The organism is Gordonia sp. BP-119, assembly GCF_016924115.1.
Classification (GTDB): Bacteria; Actinomycetota; Actinomycetes; order Mycobacteriales; family Mycobacteriaceae; genus Gordonia; species Gordonia hongkongensis.
In genome coordinates this window covers 78,021-95,549 of sequence record NZ_JAFFZF010000006.1, presented here as the reverse complement: position 1 = coordinate 95,549, position 17,529 = coordinate 78,021, and the positions used below count along the sequence as shown (strand labels likewise).

Annotated in this window: 17 protein-coding genes and 1 riboswitch; of the genes, 15 read left to right on the top strand and 2 right to left on the bottom strand. The window is 68.6% G+C overall.

All coding sequences use genetic code 11. The features are described from left to right. Nucleotides 1-15: 15 nt before the first annotated feature. Complete coding sequence (locus JW364_RS05880; RefSeq protein WP_068971588.1) at nucleotides 16-495, bottom strand: SRPBCC domain-containing protein; 480 nt, start codon at nucleotides 493-495, stop codon at nucleotides 16-18. Continuing rightward, complete coding sequence (locus JW364_RS05875) at nucleotides 492-833, bottom strand: helix-turn-helix transcriptional regulator (RefSeq protein ID WP_068971587.1); 342 nt, start codon at nucleotides 831-833, stop codon at nucleotides 492-494. The genes JW364_RS05880 and JW364_RS05875 overlap by 4 nt, the downstream gene beginning before the upstream one ends. A gap of 176 nt (nucleotides 834-1,009) precedes the next feature. On the opposite strand from JW364_RS05875, the gene rpe reads away from it, so the two are divergent. The 15 genes from rpe (at nucleotide 1,010) to ppc (ending at nucleotide 17,525) form a co-directional block, all read left to right on the top strand. Then, nucleotides 1,010-1,714, top strand: coding sequence for a ribulose-phosphate 3-epimerase (gene rpe, locus JW364_RS05870; RefSeq protein WP_068971586.1), 705 nt, complete (start codon nucleotides 1,010-1,012; stop codon nucleotides 1,712-1,714). Nucleotides 1,715-1,719: 5 nt separating this feature from the next. Further along, a complete protein-coding gene (gene ribD, locus JW364_RS05865) occupies nucleotides 1,720-2,745 on the top strand; it encodes a bifunctional diaminohydroxyphosphoribosylaminopyrimidine deaminase/5-amino-6-(5-phosphoribosylamino)uracil reductase RibD (RefSeq protein ID WP_068971585.1) in 1,026 nt (341 codons plus the stop codon). Between the two features lie 82 nt (nucleotides 2,746-2,827). Further along, nucleotides 2,828-2,984: riboswitch (FMN riboswitch) on the top strand. A 44-nt stretch (nucleotides 2,985-3,028) separates the two neighbouring features. Then, the gene (locus JW364_RS05860; RefSeq protein ID WP_068971607.1) at nucleotides 3,029-3,667 is read left to right on the top strand and encodes a riboflavin synthase; all 639 of its coding nucleotides are present in this window, start codon (nucleotides 3,029-3,031) and stop codon (nucleotides 3,665-3,667) included. A gap of 20 nt (nucleotides 3,668-3,687) precedes the next feature. Continuing rightward, the gene (locus tag JW364_RS05855) at nucleotides 3,688-5,016 is read left to right on the top strand and encodes a bifunctional 3,4-dihydroxy-2-butanone-4-phosphate synthase/GTP cyclohydrolase II (protein ID WP_068971608.1); all 1,329 of its coding nucleotides are present in this window, start codon (nucleotides 3,688-3,690) and stop codon (nucleotides 5,014-5,016) included. Further along, nucleotides 5,013-5,525, top strand: a complete 513-nt coding sequence (gene ribH / locus JW364_RS05850; protein WP_058250361.1) for a 6,7-dimethyl-8-ribityllumazine synthase — start codon at nucleotides 5,013-5,015, stop codon at nucleotides 5,523-5,525. The genes JW364_RS05855 and ribH overlap by 4 nt, the downstream gene beginning before the upstream one ends. Further along, on the top strand, nucleotides 5,522-6,010 hold the full coding sequence (locus JW364_RS05845) for a PH domain-containing protein (protein WP_068971584.1): 489 nt from the start codon (nucleotides 5,522-5,524) through the stop codon (nucleotides 6,008-6,010). Before ribH ends, JW364_RS05845 begins: the two co-directional genes overlap by 4 nt. A gap of 10 nt (nucleotides 6,011-6,020) precedes the next feature. Further along, nucleotides 6,021-8,078 (top strand): excinuclease ABC subunit UvrC, encoded by a 2,058-nt coding sequence (gene uvrC, locus JW364_RS05840; RefSeq protein WP_068971583.1) that lies wholly within the window; start codon nucleotides 6,021-6,023, stop codon nucleotides 8,076-8,078. Then, nucleotides 8,071-9,003, top strand: coding sequence for an RNase adapter RapZ (gene rapZ / locus JW364_RS05835; protein ID WP_065632222.1), 933 nt, complete (start codon nucleotides 8,071-8,073; stop codon nucleotides 9,001-9,003). The genes uvrC and rapZ overlap by 8 nt, the downstream gene beginning before the upstream one ends. Further along, nucleotides 9,000-10,028, top strand: coding sequence for a uridine diphosphate-N-acetylglucosamine-binding protein YvcK (gene yvcK, locus JW364_RS05830; protein ID WP_068971582.1), 1,029 nt, complete (start codon nucleotides 9,000-9,002; stop codon nucleotides 10,026-10,028). The genes rapZ and yvcK overlap by 4 nt, the downstream gene beginning before the upstream one ends. 73 nt (nucleotides 10,029-10,101) lie before the next feature. After that, nucleotides 10,102-11,079, top strand: a complete 978-nt coding sequence (whiA, locus tag JW364_RS05825; RefSeq protein WP_174316851.1) for a DNA-binding protein WhiA — start codon at nucleotides 10,102-10,104, stop codon at nucleotides 11,077-11,079. A 159-nt stretch (nucleotides 11,080-11,238) separates the two neighbouring features. Next, nucleotides 11,239-12,258 carry a type I glyceraldehyde-3-phosphate dehydrogenase gene (gene gap / locus JW364_RS05820; protein ID WP_058250365.1) on the top strand — a complete coding sequence of 340 codons (1,020 nt, stop codon included), beginning with the start codon at nucleotides 11,239-11,241 and terminating at the stop codon, nucleotides 12,256-12,258. A gap of 33 nt (nucleotides 12,259-12,291) precedes the next feature. Next, nucleotides 12,292-13,503 carry a phosphoglycerate kinase gene (gene pgk, locus JW364_RS05815; RefSeq protein WP_165630119.1) on the top strand — a complete coding sequence of 404 codons (1,212 nt, stop codon included), beginning with the start codon at nucleotides 12,292-12,294 and terminating at the stop codon, nucleotides 13,501-13,503. A 3-nt stretch (nucleotides 13,504-13,506) separates the two neighbouring features. Beyond that, nucleotides 13,507-14,295 (top strand): triose-phosphate isomerase, encoded by a 789-nt coding sequence (gene tpiA / locus JW364_RS05810; RefSeq protein ID WP_205333431.1) that lies wholly within the window; start codon nucleotides 13,507-13,509, stop codon nucleotides 14,293-14,295. A 106-nt stretch (nucleotides 14,296-14,401) separates the two neighbouring features. Beyond that, nucleotides 14,402-14,638: a preprotein translocase subunit SecG gene (gene secG, locus JW364_RS05805; RefSeq protein WP_010841002.1), complete on the top strand. Its 237-nt coding sequence runs from the start codon at nucleotides 14,402-14,404 to the stop codon at nucleotides 14,636-14,638. A 55-nt stretch (nucleotides 14,639-14,693) separates the two neighbouring features. Continuing rightward, nucleotides 14,694-17,525 carry a phosphoenolpyruvate carboxylase gene (gene ppc, locus JW364_RS05800; protein WP_205333432.1) on the top strand — a complete coding sequence of 944 codons (2,832 nt, stop codon included), beginning with the start codon at nucleotides 14,694-14,696 and terminating at the stop codon, nucleotides 17,523-17,525. Nucleotides 17,526-17,529: the final 4 nt, after the last annotated feature.

Below are 17,529 nucleotides of genomic sequence, written 5' to 3'. Positions count from 1 at the left end.
CCGCGACGGCGATTGTCATTGTGGGGCTTCGTGTTCCACCAGATCGGCGAGTGCGGCGGTGACCGAACCCCACCCGTTGTAGAACCCCAGTTCGTCATGGCGGTCACGGTCGGACGGGCTCCGATGGCGTACCACGACGTTGTACTCGGTTCCGTCCGCGTGCTCGGTCAACGCGATCTCCGCGGTCATGGGAACCGGCGCCGGCTCGGCGGGACGCCAGGAACTGTCGACGGCATTGGTGAACACCAGGCGCTCGTAGGTGTCCGCGACCAGAAAGACGGCATCCATGTGCGGGACGAAAGTGGTTCCGTCCTCGCTCATCCGTGTGACGAGAGCGCCGCCGGGCTTGGCTTCGAGTCGGTCGACGCGGGTGACCGTCGGAGCTGGCGTCCACCACTTGGCGAACAGCTCCGGCCGGGTCCAGGCATCCCAGATCCGTTGTCGCGACGCGCGGATGACGCGGTGCAGGGTGAGGTCGAGTTCGGGGTCGATCATGGTGTCTCCTCGGTGCTGGTGTCGGTGACGAAGTGCTCGAGACGGTCGGTGCGTTCGGTCCAGACGGTGCGCTGATGGTCCAGCCAGGTGGACATCCGTCTGAGCCGGCGTCGGTCGAGTGTGCACATTCGAGTCCGGCCGACCTTCTTTGTCAGAACCAAACCGCTGTCCTCCAGGACGCGTAGGTGCTTCATGAACGACGGCAGGGTGATGGGGAAGGGGTCGGCGAGCTCGCCGACACTCGCGGGTCCATGCCCTAGTCGTTCGACGACGGCGCGACGCGTCGGGTCGGACAGAGCGCCGAAGATCTCGTCCAAAGGAGCCAGACTATGTGCCATGTGGCTAAGTGTCGCAGCAAATGACACTGAACTCAATGGCTAAGTGTTGCTGGCTGGCATCCGCGGTGACGACCGAGTGCGGAATCGGTTTCGGATACCGATACAGGTCCCGCATTCTGCGGGAGCTCCCGAGCGCGTTCATCCGTTGCCGAACCCGCGTCCTACACTTGTCGACCATGTGCACCGCCGGTACCGCGCCCATGATCGCCCCGTCCATCCTGTCCGCGGACTTCGCGAATCTCGCGGCCGAGGCTGCTGCGGTGGCGCAGCCAGGGGAGACCCGCGCCGACTGGTTGCACGTCGACGTCATGGACGCGCACTTCGTGCCGAACCTGACCCTGGGGCTGCCGATCGTCGAGAGCCTGCTGAAGGCCACCGACATTCCGCTCGACTGCCATCTGATGATCGAGAACCCGGAGCGGTGGGCGCCGCCGTACGCCGAGGCCGGAGCACACAACGTCACGTTCCACGCCGAGGCCACCGAGAACCCGATCGGCGTCGCCCGCGACATCCGCGCCGCCGGTGCCAAGGCGGGCCTGTCGATCAAGCCCGGTACGGCGCTCGAGCCGTACCTCGAGATCCTGCGTGACTTCGACACCTTGCTGATCATGAGCGTCGAGCCGGGCTTCGGCGGTCAGAAGTTCATCCCCGAGGTCCTCGAAAAGGCCCGCGCCATCCGGAAGTTCATCGACGCCGAAGACCTGCGGCTCCTCGTCGAGATCGACGGCGGCATCAACGCCGACACCATCGAGGAGGCCGCCGAGGCCGGCATCGACTGCTTCGTCGCCGGTTCGGCCGTCTACGGCGCGGACGACCCCGGACAGGCCGTCGCCGCACTCCGCGAGTCGGCCGCCGCCGCACGGGCGCAGATCCAGGCCTGACCCCGATGGACATCGCCACCGCCATGGAACGCGCCATCGGCGCGTCCCGGGAGGCGATGGGAATCAGTTCGCCCAACCCGCCCGTCGGCGCGGTCATCCTCGCGGCCGACGGCAACGTCGCCGGCGTCGGCGCGACGCAACCACCCGGCGGGCCGCACGCCGAAGTCATGGCGCTCCGAGCCGCAGGCGAGGCCGCGCGAGGCGGCACCGCGATCGTCACCCTCGAACCGTGCAACCACATCGGCCGGACCGGCCCGTGCGCGCAGGCACTCATCGAGGCCGGGATCGCCGAAGTCCAGTACGCGGTGAGTGACCCGAACCCGGTCGCCGCCGGTGGTGCCGAGACGCTTCGGGCCGCCGGGGTCCGGGTGACCGGGGGAGTATCCGCCGGCGCCGTCGAGGACGGGCCCCTGCGGCCATGGCTCACCCGCCAGCGTCTCGGTCGTCCGCACGTCACCGCGAAGATCGCGTCTGGTGTCGACGGCCGGATCGCAGCGCCCGACGGCACCAGCCAGTGGATCACCGGCCCGCAGGCTCGCGACCACGCGCACACACAGCGCGCCCGGATCGACGCCATCGTGATCGGTACCGGCACCGCGCTGGCCGACAACCCCACGCTCACCGCGCGCACCGCCGACGGCGCACTGCACCCGCACCAGCCCGCGCGCGTGGTCCTCGGTCACCGCGACATCCCGGCCGACGCCCGGCTCCGGGATCCGGCCGGCGGACCGCTGGTCCGCATCGACTCCCACGACCCCGCCGACGTCCTCGCCGCGCTGCCCGACGCGCTGTGGGTGCTGGTCGAAGGCGGGCCACACATCCTCGGCGCGTTCATCGCGGCGGGCCTCGTCGACGAGGTGCACGCCTACGTCGCCCCGCTGGTGCTGGGTGCCGGTCGCAGTTCGGTCGAGATCCCGGGCGTGACCACCCTCGACGACGGCCAGCGGTTCAGCACGAGATCGGTGACCCGACTCGGGGAGGACGTCCTCGTCACACTGTCGCGGCCGTCGACCACCCCGCGCGACAGCTGAGCGAGACGACATGCCCGCGACGCATTTCGCTCACCGGAATCGCAATGCGACTGACATCGCCGACCGTGCTAGCGTCGATGTCACCAGTTCTCGGGGCGGGGTGGAAATCCCCACCGGCGGTGATGAGGGTGCGGTGGATCCGCATCGTCCAGCCCGCGAGCGCCTGCCACCAGGCAGGGACAGCAGATTCGGTGCGAATCCGAAGCCGACGGTCACAGTCCGGATGCGAGAGAACAGGCGACACGAGGCCGCCCTGTCTGCTCCGAGCGAGCAGGAGGAGTGCGTGTTCACCGGAATCGTGGAAGAACTCGGCGTCATCGCCGACCGCGAGGATCTCTCCGACGCCGCCCGATTCACCGTCCGCGGGCCCGTGGTCACCGCCGACGCCGGTCACGGCGACTCCATCGCCGTCAACGGTGTGTGTCTGACGGTCGTCGACCTCCGTCCCGGTGAGTTCACCGTCGACGTGATGGGCGAGACCCTTCGCCGCAGTTCGCTGTCCGATCTCGCCGTCGGAAGCACCGTCAACCTCGAACGCGCCATGCCCGCGAACGGCCGCTTCGGCGGCCACATCGTGCAGGGACACGTTGACGGCACCGGCACCATCGCCGCGGTCAACCCGTCGGAGAACTGGACGGTCGTACGGATCGCCGTGCCCGCGGCGCTCACCCGGTATCTCGTCGAGAAGGGTTCCATCACCGTGGACGGGGTGTCCCTCACCGTGTCCGCGGTCGGCGGGTCCGGCGACGACTCCTGGTTCGAGATCTCCCTGATCCCGACGACCCTCAACGAGACCAACCTCGGCGCGGCCCGACCCGGCACCGTGGTCAACCTCGAAGTCGACGTCATCGCCAAATACGTCGAGCGCCTTCACCTGGGTTCGGACACGACTGGTACTCCTGATGTAGCGGGGGCGAAATGAGCACAACGAGTGAGGTTCTGATGAGCGAGTCACCGCGCGAGGGGAACAACGCGACGGCAACCGAGGGTGGCGGCGCCGTCGCCTTCGACACGATCGAGCGCGCCATCGCCGACATCGCCGCCGGCAAGGCGGTCGTCGTGGTCGACGACGAGGATCGTGAGAACGAGGGCGACCTGATCTTCGCGGCGGAGAAGGCGACCCCCGAACTGGTGGCGTTCATGGTGCGCTACACCTCCGGCTACCTGTGTGTCCCGCTCGACGGCGACGCCTGCGACCGGCTCGGCCTGCCGCCGATGTACTCGATGAACCAGGACAAGCACGGCACCGCCTACACCGTGACCGTCGATGCCCGGGAGGGCATCGGTACCGGCATCAGCGCCGCCGACCGCGCCACCACCATGCGTCTGCTGGCCGACCCCGACGCCGCGGCCGCCGACTTCACCCGGCCCGGCCACGTCGTCCCGCTGCGAGCGAAGGAGGGCGGCGTGCTGCGTCGTCCCGGGCACACCGAGGCCGCGGTCGACCTCGCCCGCCTGGCCGACCTCGCCCCGGCCGGCGTGATCTGCGAGATCGTCAGCCAGAAGGACGTCGGCTCGATGGCGCAGACCGACGAGCTGCGTGTGTTCGCCGACGAGCACGACCTCGCACTGATCTCGATCGCCGACCTCATCGCGTGGCGCCGCCGTCACGAGAAGCACGTGGTCCGCGTCGCGGACGCCCGGATCCCCACCCGGCACGGCGACTTCCGTGCCGTCGGCTACTCCAGCGTCTACGACGACGTCGAACACGTCGCGCTCGTCAAGGGAGACGTCACCGGCGAGGACGGCGAAGGCCACGACGTCCTCGTGCGGGTGCACTCGGAGTGCCTGACGGGCGATGTCTTCGGGTCGCTGCGCTGTGACTGCGGACCGCAGCTGGACGCCGCGATGGAGATGGTGGCCGACGAGGGCCGCGGGATCATCCTGTACATGCGCGGGCACGAGGGTCGCGGGATCGGGCTGTTGCACAAACTGCAGGCCTACCAGCTGCAGGACGCGGGGTCCGACACCGTCGACGCCAACCTGGAACTGGGCCTGCCCGCCGATTCGCGGGACTACGGACTCGGTGCCCAGATCCTCGTCGATCTCGGCGTACGGTCGATGCGTCTGCTGACCAACAACCCCGCCAAGCGCGTGGGGCTCGACGGATACGGTCTGCACATCGTCGACCGGGTCGCGATGCCGGTGCGCGCCAACGCCGAGAATCTGCGGTACCTGCGTACCAAGCGTGACCGGATGGGCCACGATCTGATCGGGCTCGACGATCACGTCCAGCCCACCGACGGCGCGTCCGAAGGAGCACCTGCATGAGCGGCCACGGAGAGCCGACCCTCGAACTCGCCGACGCCGGCTCGCTGCGTCTGGCGATCGTCTCGTCGCAGTGGCACGAGGTCGTCTGCGGCGCGCTCCTCGACGGCGCCATCCGGGCCGCGCGGGACAACGGCGTCGTCGACCCGACCATCGTGCAGGTGGCCGGCGCCATCGAGCTGCCCGTCATCGTGCAGGCACTGGCGCGGACGCACGACGCGGTCGTCGCGCTGGGCGTCGTGATCAAGGGTGAGACACCGCATTTCGAGTATGTGTGTGACGCGGTGACCGCCGGCCTGACACGGGTGTCGCTCGACGAGTCGACCCCGGTCGGCAACGGAGTCCTGACCGTGCTCACCGAGGACCAGGCGATCGCACGGGCCGGACTCCCGGGCTCGACGGAGGACAAGGGCGCACAGGCGACGGTCGCCGCGCTGGCGTCGGCGCTGACCCTGCGCGCGCTCGCGCGTGGCGAAACCCTCCCGGTGGCGGTCGGAGGAGCATCGGCGTGAGTCCCGCGGACACCCCGCCGACCGACTCCGCCGGCTGGGACCTGGTCTACCGGCCCCGCAACCTACCGCGGTGGGCCATCGCCGCCGCGGTCGTGGTGATGGCCATCCACATCACGTTCGGTCTACTGCTCACGATCGACGACGTCGGAGTCCGCAATCTCGGCGGTTCCGACCAGATCGCGATCATCCTCATCGGCGTGCTCATCTCGGCAGCCATCCTGCTGTTCACCCGCCCGCGACTGCGCGTCGGAGCCGCCGGCGTCGAGGTGCGCAACCTGGTGTCGGCGCGGCTCTTCGAATGGGACCGTGTTCTCGGTCTCACCTACCCGGAGCAGGGTTTCGGGGCGTGGCTGCTCTTCCCGGCCGACGAACACATCACCGTCCTGGCGGTTCAGGCCGGTGACGGTCAGCGCGCCATCGACGCGATGGGTCGATTCCGCGAGCTCGAGGAGCGCTACCGCGGGACTGTCCGGCCCGGACACTAGCCTGGAACACGTGGCCGACCCGACTACCTACCGACCCGCCCCGGGGTCCATCCCCACCGATCCCGGGGTGTACAAGTTCCGCGACGAGCATCGTCGTGTCATCTACGTGGGCAAGGCCAAGAACCTCCGGTCGAGGCTGACGTCGTACTTCGCCGACATCGCCTCGCTGCACCCCCGCACCCGTCAGATGGTGACGACGGCCGCCTCCGTCGAGTGGACGGTGGTCGGCACCGAGGTCGAGGCGCTGCAGCTCGAATACAACTGGATCAAGGAATTCGACCCGCGCTTCAACGTCCGCTACCGCGACGACAAGAGCTACCCGATGCTCGCGGTCACCCTGAACGAGGAGTACCCGCGCCTGTTCGTGTACCGGGGTCCGCGCCGGCGCGGCGTGCGCTACTTCGGTCCGTACGCGCATGCGTGGGCGATCCGCGAGACGGTCGACCTGCTGACCCGGGTCTTCCCGGCCCGGACCTGCTCGGCCGGTGTGTTCAAACGGCATCGGCAGATCGACCGCCCGTGTCTGCTCGGCTACATCGACAAGTGTTCCGCCCCCTGCGTCGGGCGGGTGGATGCCGAGGAACACCGGGAGATCGTCGAGGACTTCTGCGATTTCCTCGCGGGCCGCACCGACCTGATGATCCGCAAGATGGAACGGGACATGAACGTCGCGGCCGAGGAGCTCGACTTCGAGCGTGCCGCGCGGTTGCGTGACGACATCGGTGCGATGCGACGCGCCATGGAGAAGCAGGCGGTCGTGCTCGGCGACGGCACCACCGCCGACGTGATCGCGCTCGCCGGCGATCAGCTCGAGGTGTCGGTCCAGGTCTTCCACGTCCGCGACGGACGGGTGCGCGGCCAGCGCGGATGGGTGGTCGAGCGCAGCGACAACGGCACCGACGGCGATGTGGTGGGGGAGTTCATCACCCAGTTCTACGGCGCCCAGGTCGATTTCGACGCCACCGTCGACGTCGGGACCGATCGGGCACACGGGGAGTCGATCCCCCGTGAGGTGCTGGTGCCGGAGTTGCCGTCCGACGCCAAGGAGCTCGAGGAGTGGCTGTCCGGTCTCCGCGGCAGCCGGGTGCGGTTGCGGGTGCCGCAGCGCGGCGACAAGAAGGCGCTGTTCGAGACCGTCGCCCGCAATGCCGGCGAAGCCCTTGCGCAGCACAAACTCCGACGCGCGGGCGATCTCACGACCCGATCGGCGGCGCTCACCGAGCTGCAGGAGTCGCTACTGCTCGATCAGGCGCCGCTGCGCATCGAGTGCGTCGACATCTCGCACGTGCAGGGCACCGATGTGGTCGCCTCCCTCGTGGTCTTCGAAGACGGTCTGCCGCGTAAGTCCGACTATCGGCACTACTCGATCCGGCACGCCGCCGGCGAGGGCCGATCCGACGACGTCGCGTCCATCGCCGAGGTCACTCGACGCCGGTTCCTGCGCCACCGCACCGACCGCGATGCGCCGCCACCGGTGTCCGGCGAGATCAGCGCGGCGGCCGACACCACGGCGCAACCGCGGAAGTTCGCCTACCCGCCGAACCTCTTCGTCGTCGACGGCGGTGCGCCCCAGGTGCACGCCGCCGCGGCGGTCCTCGACGAACTCGGCATCACCGACGTCTCGGTGATCGGGCTCGCCAAACGCCTCGAGGAGGTGTGGGTGCCCGGCGACGACGACCCGATGATCCTGCCGCGCAACAGCCAGGCACTGTTCCTGCTGCAACGGGTGCGCGACGAGGCCCATCGGTTCGCCATCACGTTCCACCGCAGCAAGCGCAGCAAGCGCATGACCGAGTCGGTGCTCGACGGGGTCCCCGGCCTCGGCCGAACCCGCCGCACCGCGCTGGTGACCCACTTCGGTTCGGTTGCGCGCCTGCGCGAGGCATCGTTGGATGAGATATCCCAGGTGCCCGGGATCGGCCTCACCACGGCGCGTGCGGTCCAGACCGCGCTCTCCGGCGAGGTGGCGGCGCCCGACCAGACCCCGAACCCGGCCCCGATCCCGGAGCGGGCCGAGAAGGAGATGACGGTGGCGACCGGTGACGCGGGACGAGGTGCCGATGAGTGACCACACCGAAGTGCAGAGCGCGGCGATCGCCGAGGCGAACGACACCGACTTCACCGTCCTGTTCGTGACGGGGATGTCCGGCGCGGGACGCTCCACCGCGGCGAACGTGCTCGAGGACGACGGCTGGTACGTCGCCGACAACGTGCCTCCCTCGCTGATCTCGACGATGGTCGGGATGGTCCGCGAAGACGATCCGGCGATCACCCGGCTCGCCATGGTCTTGCGCGCGTCCGACGCCAACCTGGCCCATCAGCTCGAACAGCTGCGGGACCGTCTCGAAGAGTCCGGGATCCGGACCCGGCTCCTCTACCTCGACGCCAGCGACCAGGTGCTGGTTCGCCGTTTCGAGCAGGTTCGTCGCCGACATCCGTTGCAGGGCAAGGAAACCCTCGTCGAGGGGATCGCCCGCGAACGGGCGATCCTCGCCCCGATCAAGAACGTGGCCGATCTGGTGGTGGAGACGTCGGCGCTGACCGCGGCCAAACTACGCGCGATCGTCGAGGGCGTCGCGCCGGGCGACACCGAACCGCGGCTGTCGATCGCGGTGCAGTCGTTCGGCTTCAAGTACGGTCTGCCCATCGATTCCGATCTCGTCGCCGACGTCCGCTTCCTGCCCAATCCGCACTGGATCGACGAACTGCGCGATCACAACGGCCGGGAGGCGCCGGTCCGCGACTATGTCCTCGGCCAGCCGGACGCCGACGGATTCCTCGACCTCTACACCGGCCTGGTCTCGATCGTCGGCCGCGGTTACCTGCGGGAAGGCAAGCGCTACATGACCATCAGCGTCGGCTGCACCGGCGGCAAGCACCGCAGTGTCGCCATCGCCGAGGAACTGTCGGCTCGGTTGCGCCGCGCCGTCGACGACGCCGGCCACGCGTCCTATGACGTCCGGGTCATGCATCGTGATCTGGGGCGCGAATGAGTTCCCGGGAGCCCCGGATCGTCGCGCTCGGCGGCGGTCACGGCCTGTACGCGACGCTGACCGCGATGCGCTATCTGAGCGCCGACATCACCGCGGTGGTCACCGTCGCCGACGACGGGGGGTCGTCGGGACGGTTGCGCGCCGAACTCGGACTCATTCCACCCGGTGACCTGCGAATGGCGCTCGCCGCCTTGATGAGTACGCCCGACGGCTTGGCGGACGCACAGGCCGCCGACGGCCCGGCGGCCCGCCGCCGGCACGAACTGTGGGCCGAGGTGCTCCAGCACCGCTTCGGCGGCCGTGGGGCGCTCGCCGGGCATCCGATCGGCAATCTGCTCCTCGCCGGACTCACCGAGGTGCTCGGCGACACCGTGGGGGCCCTCGCCGAGTTGCGGGAGATCTTCGGCATCACGGGGCACGTGCTGCCGATGTCGACCGTGCCCCTCGACATCGAGGCCGACGTGTCGGGACTCGAGGCCGATCCACGCATCAGTCGCGAGATCCGGGGACAGGTCGCGGTGGCCACCACGCCCGGCAAGGTGCGCCGCGTCCGGCTGTTGCCCGGCGACCCGCCGGCCTGCGAATCGGCGCTGACCGCAATAGAATCGGCCGACCTGCTGATGCTGGGGCCGGGCTCCTGGTTCTCAAGCGTGATCCCGCACGTGCTCGTGCCCGAACAGTTGAAGGCCTTGCAGCGCAGCAGCGCTCGCAAGGTGCTCGTGGTCAATCTGGCCCCCGAGCCGGGGGAGACCCCGGGGTTCTCGGTCGAGCGTCACCTCCATGTGCTGCACGCCCATGCGAACACCTTCCGCGTCGACCACGTCCTCGTGGACGCGTCGTCGGTGCCCGCGGGACGGGAGCGCGATCACCTCGTGCGTGCGGCCGGATTGTTCGGCGCGGAGCTGAATGTCGGAGACGTCGCGGTGCCGGGCCGGCAGGTCCATGACCCGGCGAAAGTCGCCGCCGTGGTGAACGAACTGTGCGAAGGTGAACTGACCCGTTACTCTGACCGAGCGGACGCCTGATTCGGGCGATGTCTCCGCGATTTTCACTCGAGGGACGTGTGGTCTGTTGACAGGAGGACAGGTACCGGTGGCGATGACGGCGGCGGTGAAGGACGAACTCAGTCGCCTGTCGGTGACTCAGGTGAGTTGCCGGAGAGCCGAGGTGTCCGCGCTGCTGCGTTTCGCCGGCGGTCTGCACATCGTCGCGGGTCGCGTGGTGGTCGAGGCCGAGGTGGACATGGGCAACGTGGCGCGCCGGTTGCGCCGCGAGATCCACGACCTCTACGGCTACGCCTCGGATGTCCACGTCCTGCGCGGTGGCGGGCTGCGGAAGTCGGCGCGCTACATCGTGCGGATCACCAAGGACGGCGAAGGCCTGGCACGACAGACCGGGCTGCTCGACCTGCGCGGCCGCCCGGTGCGCGGCCTGCCCGCCCAGGTCGTCGGCGGTAGTGTCGCCGACGCCGAGGCCGCCTGGCGCGGAGCATTTCTCGCGCACGGCTCGCTCACCGAACCAGGCCGGTCGTCGGCCCTGGAGGTCAGCTGTCCCGGGCCGGAGGCGGCGCTCGCCCTCGTCGGCGCGGCCCGACGCCTCGGTGTCACGGCGAAGGCCCGCGAGGTCCGCGGAGCCGACCGCGTCGTCATCCGCGACGGCGAGGCCATCGGGGCGTTGCTGACCCGGATGGGGGCCCACGACACGAGGCTCGTGTGGGAGGAACGCCGGATGCGGCGCGAGGTGCGCGCCACCGCCAACCGCCTGGCCAACTTCGACGACGCCAATCTGCGTCGATCGGCGCGTGCGGCGGTCGCCGCCGCGGCCCGCGTGGAACGCGCGCTGGACATCCTCGGCGACGAGGTGCCCGACCATCTGATCGCGGCCGGTCAGCTCCGGATCACCCACCGGCAGGCGTCGCTGGAGGAGCTCGGTCAGCTCGCCGACCCGCCGATGACCAAGGACGCCGTCGCCGGGCGCATCCGCCGCCTGCTGTCGATGGCCGACAAGAAGGCCCGCCAAGACGGCATCCCCGACACCGAATCCGCGGTGACCTCCGAGCTGCTCGACGAGGCCTGACACGGACCTGCGGTGTGCCGAGCAGAGGGTCGCCTACTAGGCTGGTGGCGACGTGGGCGGAGGCGTGACCACTCAGGTGTGCTTCGCTGACCGCTCACGCGCGGCCAGACCGGGCTTGACCACCAGGCCCGACCATGAATACCGCTAAGGAGCACAACTGTGACTGTTCGGGTAGGCGTCAACGGATTCGGCCGGATCGGCCGCAACTTCTTCCGTGCCGTCGAAGCGCAAAAAGCTTTGGGCACCACCGACATCGAGATCGTCGCGGTCAACGACCTGACCGACAACGCGACCCTCGCGCACCTGCTGAAGTTCGACTCCATCCTCGGTCGCCTGTCCGACGACGTCACCCTCGAGGGCGACGACACCATCGTCGTCGGTGAGCAGAAGATCAAGGCCCTCGAGGTCAAGGAAGGTCCGGCCGCCATCCCGTGGGGCGACCTGGGCGTCGACGTGGTCGTCGAGTCGACCGGCATCTTCACCGCTCGCGCCAAGGCTCAGGGACACCTCGATGCCGGCGCCAAGAAGGTCATCATCTCCGCCCCCGCCTCGGACGAGGACATCACCATCGTGATGGGCGTCAACGACGACAAGTACGACGGCAGCCAGAACATCATCTCGAACGCCTCGTGCACCACCAACTGCCTCGGCCCGCTGGCCAAGGTCCTCAACGACGAGTTCGGCATCGTCAAGGGCCTCATGACCACGATCCACGCCTACACCCAGGACCAGAACCTGCAGGACGGCCCGCACAAGGACCTGCGTCGCGCCCGCGCCGCCGCCATCAACATCGTGCCGACCTCGACCGGTGCCGCCAAGGCCATCGGCCTGGTGCTCCCGGAGCTGAAGGGCAAGCTCGACGGCTACGCGCTGCGTGTCCCGATCCCCACCGGTTCGGTCACCGACCTCACCGCCCAGCTGTCGAAGACCGCCACCGCCGAGCAGATCAACGCCGCGCTCAAGGCCGCTGCCGACGGTCCGCTCAAGGGCATCCTGAAGTACTACGACGCACCGATCGTCTCGTCCGACATCGTCACCGACCCGCACAGCTCGCTGTTCGACGCCGGCCTGACCAAGGTGATCGACGACCAGGCCAAGGTCGTGTCCTGGTACGACAACGAGTGGGGCTACTCCAACCGCCTCGTCGACCTCATCGGTCTCGTCGGCAAGTCGCTCTGACCCACCCCCAACGACCTTAGGAGTCAACGCCTCATGGGTGTTTCCACTCTGAAAGACCTTCTGGACGAAGGTGTTTCGGGCAGGGGTGTGCTGGTCCGGTCGGATTTCAACGTCCCGCTCGACGGGTCGACGATCACCGATCCGGGTCGCATCCTCGCGTCCCTGCCGACGCTCAACGCGCTCATCGACGCCGGTGCCAAGGTGATCATCACCGCGCACCTGGGTCGTCCGAAGGGCGAGCCGGATCCGAAGTTCTCGCTTGCGCCGGTGGCCGCCCGCCTCGGTGAGGAACTCGGCCGCAACGTGCAGCTCGCCGGGGACGTCGTCGGCACCGACGCGCTGGCCCGCGCGGAAGGACTCACCGACGGCGACGTCCTGCTGCTGGAGAACATCCGCTTCGATCCGCGGGAGACCGCCAAGGACGACGCCGAGCGCGAGGCGCTCGCCAAGGCGCTGGTCGAGCTCGTCGGGGACGACGGCGCGTTCGTCTCCGACGGCTTCGGAGTGGTGCACCGCAAGCAGGCCTCGGTCTACGACGTCGCCAAGCTGCTCCCGCACTACGCGGGCGAGCTGGTGGCGGCCGAGGTCGACGTGCTGTCCAAGCTCACCGAAGAGGTGACGCGTCCCTACGCGGTCGTCCTCGGCGGGTCGAAGGTCTCGGACAAGCTCGGCGTCATCGAGGCGTTGGCACCCAAGGTCGACACGCTGGTCATCGGCGGCGGTATGGCGTTCACCTTCCTTGCCGCACAAGGGCATTCGGTGGGCTCCTCGCTGCTGCAGGAAGATCAGATCGACGTCTGCAAGAGCCTGCTCGAGCGGTTCGGCGACGTGATCCACCTGCCCGTCGACGTCGTGGTGGCCGACAAGTTCGCCGCGGACGCCGAGTCGGACACGGTGGCGTCCGACGCCATTCCCGACGGCTGGATGGGGCTCGACATCGGACCGGAGTCGGTGAAGCGATTCGCCGCGGTCCTCTCGGGTGCCAAGACCATCTTCTGGAACGGTCCGTCGGGCGTGTTCGAGTTCGAGAAGTTCTCGGCGGGCACCCGCGGTGTCGCCGAGGCCATCGCCGGTGCGACGGGCAACGGCGCGTTCACCGTGGTCGGCGGCGGCGACTCGGCGGCCGCGGTCCGCACTCTGGGTCTGCCCGACTCCGATTTCTCGCACATCTCCACCGGAGGTGGCGCATCGCTGGAGTACCTCGAGGGCAAGGAACTCCCCGGACTGAAGGTTCTGGAGAGCTGATCCATGGCAACTCGTAAACCGCTCATTGCGGGCAACTGGAAGATGAATCTGAACCACCTCGAGGCCATCGCGCTGGTTCAGAAGATCGCCTTCGCCCTCCCGGCGAAGTACTTCGACAAGGTCGACGTGACGGTCATCCCGCCGTTCACCGACATCCGCAGCGTGCAGACGGTCGTCGACGGCGACAAGCTCCTGCTCACCTACGGTGCGCAAGACCTGTCGGCGCACGACTCAGGCGCCTACACCGGCGAGATCAGCGGTGCGTTCCTCGCGAAGCTCGGCTGCACCTTCGTGGTGGTCGGGCACTCCGAGCGTCGCACCCTGCACAACGAGACCGATGAGGTCGTGCTGGCCAAGACGAAGGCGGCGCTCAAGCACGAACTCACCCCGATCGTGTGCATCGGTGAGGGGCTCGACGTCCGCGAGGCCGGCGACCACGTGACCTACAACGTGGCGCAGCTCAAGGCATCGCTCGCCGGTCTGTCCGCGGCCGAGATCGCTCAGACCGTCATCGCGTACGAGCCGGTCTGGGCGATCGGCACCGGCCGGGTGGCGAGTGCGGACGACGCCCAGGAGGTGTGCAAGGCGATCCGTGAGGCGCTGGTCGAGATCGCCGACGCCGAGACCGCGGCATCGGTGCGGATCCTCTACGGCGGATCGGTCAACGCCAAGAACGTCGGCGACATCGTCGGACGTCCCGACGTCGACGGCGCCCTGGTCGGCGGCGCATCGCTGAAGTCCGACGAGTTCGCGACGCTGTCGGCGATCGCCGCGGGTGGCCCCTTGCCCTGACGGGTCGCACCCACGCGTACACTGTGGCAGGTTGGCCTCTTTTCGGGGGTTGACCTGCCACAGCTGTATGTAGGGGCTTTACGGAAGGGCGTTGCGACTCGTGACTGTGCAAGGTGCACTCGACATCGGATTGATCGTGACCAGCGTGTTGCTGATCGTGCTCATCCTGCTGCACCGCGGCAAGGGTGGCGGTCTGTCGTCGCTGTTCGGCGGCGGTGTCCAGTCCAGCCTCTCGGGCTCGAGCGTCGTCGAACGCAACCTGGACCGGTTGACGATCTTCGTCGGGCTCATCTGGGTGATCTTCATCGTCGGCGTGGGCGTCGACATCAAACTGTCCGGCTAGTCACCGTTCGCGCCTCGGGATGCCGCGCCCGTAGGTTGCCGGGATACTTGACGGCATGAGTGAAACCGTTCCCGCGCGGGGAGTCCCGGACTGGCGCCCATCGATCTCCATCGTCGACCACATCGTCGTCGACGACGAGGGCCGAGCACTCACCGAACCCCTACGGGAGGACATCCGCCTTCTCGGCGGGATCCTGGGTGACGTCGTCCGCGAACACTCCGGCAGCGACGTCTTCGACCTCGTCGAAGCCGCCCGCGTCGCCGCATTCCGGGTGCGCCGCAACGAGATCGACCGCACCGAACTCGCCGACATGTTCGTCGATCTGGACATCTCCACCGCGGTCCCGGTCATCCGCGCGTTCAGCCACTTCGCGCTGCTGGCGAATCTGGCCGAGGACATCCACCGTGAGCGGCGCCGCGCCATCCACGTCCGGGCCGGAGACCCGCCCCAGGACAGCAGCCTCGCCGCCACCTACCGCAAGCTCGCGGAGGCGGGACTCGGCGACGACGAGGTCGGCCGGGCGCTGGCCGATGCCGCCGTCGTGCCGGTCATCACCGCTCACCCCACCGAGACCCGCCGCCGCACCGTCTTCGAGGCCCAGAACCGCATCACCGAGCTGATGCGGTTCCGCGGCCGGACCGAGCTGATGCCGGACGAGGACGCGGCGGTCACCGAGTCGATCCGGCGGCAGATCCTGACGCTCTGGCAGACCGCCCTCATCCGGCTCGAACGTCTCACCATCCAGGACGAGATCCGTTCCGGGCTCCGCTATTACGACGCCTCGTTCTTCGAGGTCGTGCCCGCCATCAACACCGCGGTACGCACCGCGCTGCGCTCGACGTACCCCGACGCCGGACTCGCCGACGAACCGATGATCCGGATGGGGTCCTGGATCGGCGGCGACCGCGACGGCAATCCGTTCGTGAACTCCGAGGTGGTGACCCTGGCCACCACGCTCGCCGCGCAGACCGCAGTCGGACATCACCTGGCCGAACTCGAGAGTCTCGCACAGGAACTCAGCATGTCGGCCCGGCTCATCGACGCCAGCGACACCCTGTTCGACCTCGCCGGGGCCGACGCCGACGACCCGGGGGCCGACGAACCCTTCCGGCTCGCCCTGCGCTCCATCCGGTCCCGCCTTGTGGCGACCGCCCGGGAGATGTTCGACGACGACTTCCTCACCTCGAGCGACCTCTTCCTCATCGACGGGAAACAGCCGTACGGCGACGCCGCCGAACTCCTCGCCGACCTCGATGTGATCGACGGCGCGCTGCGCGCGAACAACGACGACACGATCGCCGACGACCGGTTGCTCGCCCTGCGAGAAGCCGTGCGCACCTTCGGGTTCCACCTGTCCGGGCTGGACATGCGGCAGAACTCCGACATGCACGAGGAAGTGGTCGCCGAGCTGCTCGCGTGGGCGGGTGTGCATCCGGACTATGCGTCGCTCGACGAGTCCGCGCGCGTCGAGATCCTCTCCGCGGAACTGCGTGCGCGTCGACCGTTGACCAGTCCCGACGCCGAGCTGAGCGAGCTGGCCACCAAGGAACTCGGGATCGTCCGGGCCGCCGCCAGGGCGGTCGCGACCTTCGGTCCCGCGGCCGTGCCCAACTATGTGATCAGCATGTGCACGTCGGTCAGTGACATGCTCGAGGCGCTGATCCTGCTCAAGGAGGCAGGCCTCTACGATCCGAATGACGGAACGCCACGCTGTACGGTCCGCGTGGTTCCGCTGTTCGAGACGATCGAGGATCTCCAGCAGGGCGCAGCGACCCTCCTCGCCGTTCTCGACGTCCCGTTCTATCGGGCGATGGTCGAGTCCCAGAACGGGATTCAGGAGATCATGCTCGGCTACTCGGACTCGAACAAGGACGGCGGCTACATGGCCGCGAACTGGGCGCTCTACCGCGCCGAGCTCGATCTGGTCGACGTGGCGTCGCGGTCGGGCATCAGGTTGCGTCTGTTCCATGGGCGCGGCGGGACCGTCGGGCGCGGCGGCGGTCCCAGTTACGACGCCATCCTGGCCCAGCCGCCCGGTGCGGTCCAGGGCTCGCTGCGCATCACCGAGCAGGGCGAGATCATCGCCGCGAAGTACGCCGAACCGGTCACGGCGCGGCGCAACCTGGAGACGCTGCTCGCCGCGACCATCGAGTCCTCGCTCCTGGACACCGAAGGCCTCGGCGACGAATCCGACTCGGCCTACGAGATCATGGACGACATCGCGGCGAAGGCGCGAGCCGCGTACAGCCGGCTGGTCCACGAGACCCCGGGATTCGTCGAGTACTTCACCACCTCGACGCCCCTGTCGGAGATCGGTGCCCTCAACATCGGCAGCCGGCCGGCGTCGCGCAAGCAGACCGAGAAGATCTCCGATCTGCGGGCGATCCCGTGGGTGCTCTCGTGGACGCAGTCGCGCGTGATGCTGCCCGGCTGGTACGGCACGGGCTCGGCGTTCGAGGAATGGGTCGGGGACGATCCGGAGCGGTTGGAGACGTTGCGGCGGTACTACGCCAAGTGGCCGTTCTTCCGCACCGTGATGTCGAACATGGCTCAGGTACTGGCGAAGTCGGACATGGGCCTGGCCCACCGGTACGCACAGCTGGTGCCCGACGAGGAGCTGCGCGAGCGGGTGTTCGGCATGATCGTCGACGAACACGAGCGGACGATCGCGATGTGCGCGAAGATCACCGGCACCGACGACCTGCTCCACGACAACGCCGCGCTGAAGCGGTCGGTCTACAACCGCTTCCCGTATCTCGAGCCGCTCAACCTGCTGCAGGTCGAGTTGCTGCGGCGCTTCCGTGCGGGGGAGGACACCCCGATCGTGCGGCGCGGGATCCAGCTCACGATGAACGGCCTCGCCACCGCGCTGCGGAACTCGGGCTAGCGGA

Bases quoted from the DNA above. Each gene is read 5' to 3' on its own strand.
- JW364_RS05880 (WP_068971588.1), bottom strand. From the start codon at position 495: ATGATCGACCCCGAACTCGACCTCACCCTGCACCGCGTCATCCGCGCG.
- JW364_RS05875 (WP_068971587.1), bottom strand. From the start codon at position 833: ATGGCACATAGTCTGGCTCCTTTGGACGAGATCTTCGGCGCTCTGTCC.
- rpe (WP_068971586.1), top strand. From the start codon at position 1,010: ATGTGCACCGCCGGTACCGCGCCCATGATCGCCCCGTCCATCCTGTCC.
- ribD (WP_068971585.1), top strand. From the start codon at position 1,720: ATGGACATCGCCACCGCCATGGAACGCGCCATCGGCGCGTCCCGGGAG.
- JW364_RS05855 (WP_068971608.1), top strand. From the start codon at position 3,688: ATGAGCGAGTCACCGCGCGAGGGGAACAACGCGACGGCAACCGAGGGT.
- ribH (WP_058250361.1), top strand. From the start codon at position 5,013: ATGAGCGGCCACGGAGAGCCGACCCTCGAACTCGCCGACGCCGGCTCG.
- rapZ (WP_065632222.1), top strand. From the start codon at position 8,071: ATGAGTGACCACACCGAAGTGCAGAGCGCGGCGATCGCCGAGGCGAAC.
- yvcK (WP_068971582.1), top strand. From the start codon at position 9,000: ATGAGTTCCCGGGAGCCCCGGATCGTCGCGCTCGGCGGCGGTCACGGC.
- whiA (WP_174316851.1), top strand. From the start codon at position 10,102: ATGACGGCGGCGGTGAAGGACGAACTCAGTCGCCTGTCGGTGACTCAG.
- pgk (WP_165630119.1), top strand. From the start codon at position 12,292: ATGGGTGTTTCCACTCTGAAAGACCTTCTGGACGAAGGTGTTTCGGGC.
- tpiA (WP_205333431.1), top strand. From the start codon at position 13,507: ATGGCAACTCGTAAACCGCTCATTGCGGGCAACTGGAAGATGAATCTG.
- ppc (WP_205333432.1), top strand. From the start codon at position 14,694: ATGAGTGAAACCGTTCCCGCGCGGGGAGTCCCGGACTGGCGCCCATCG.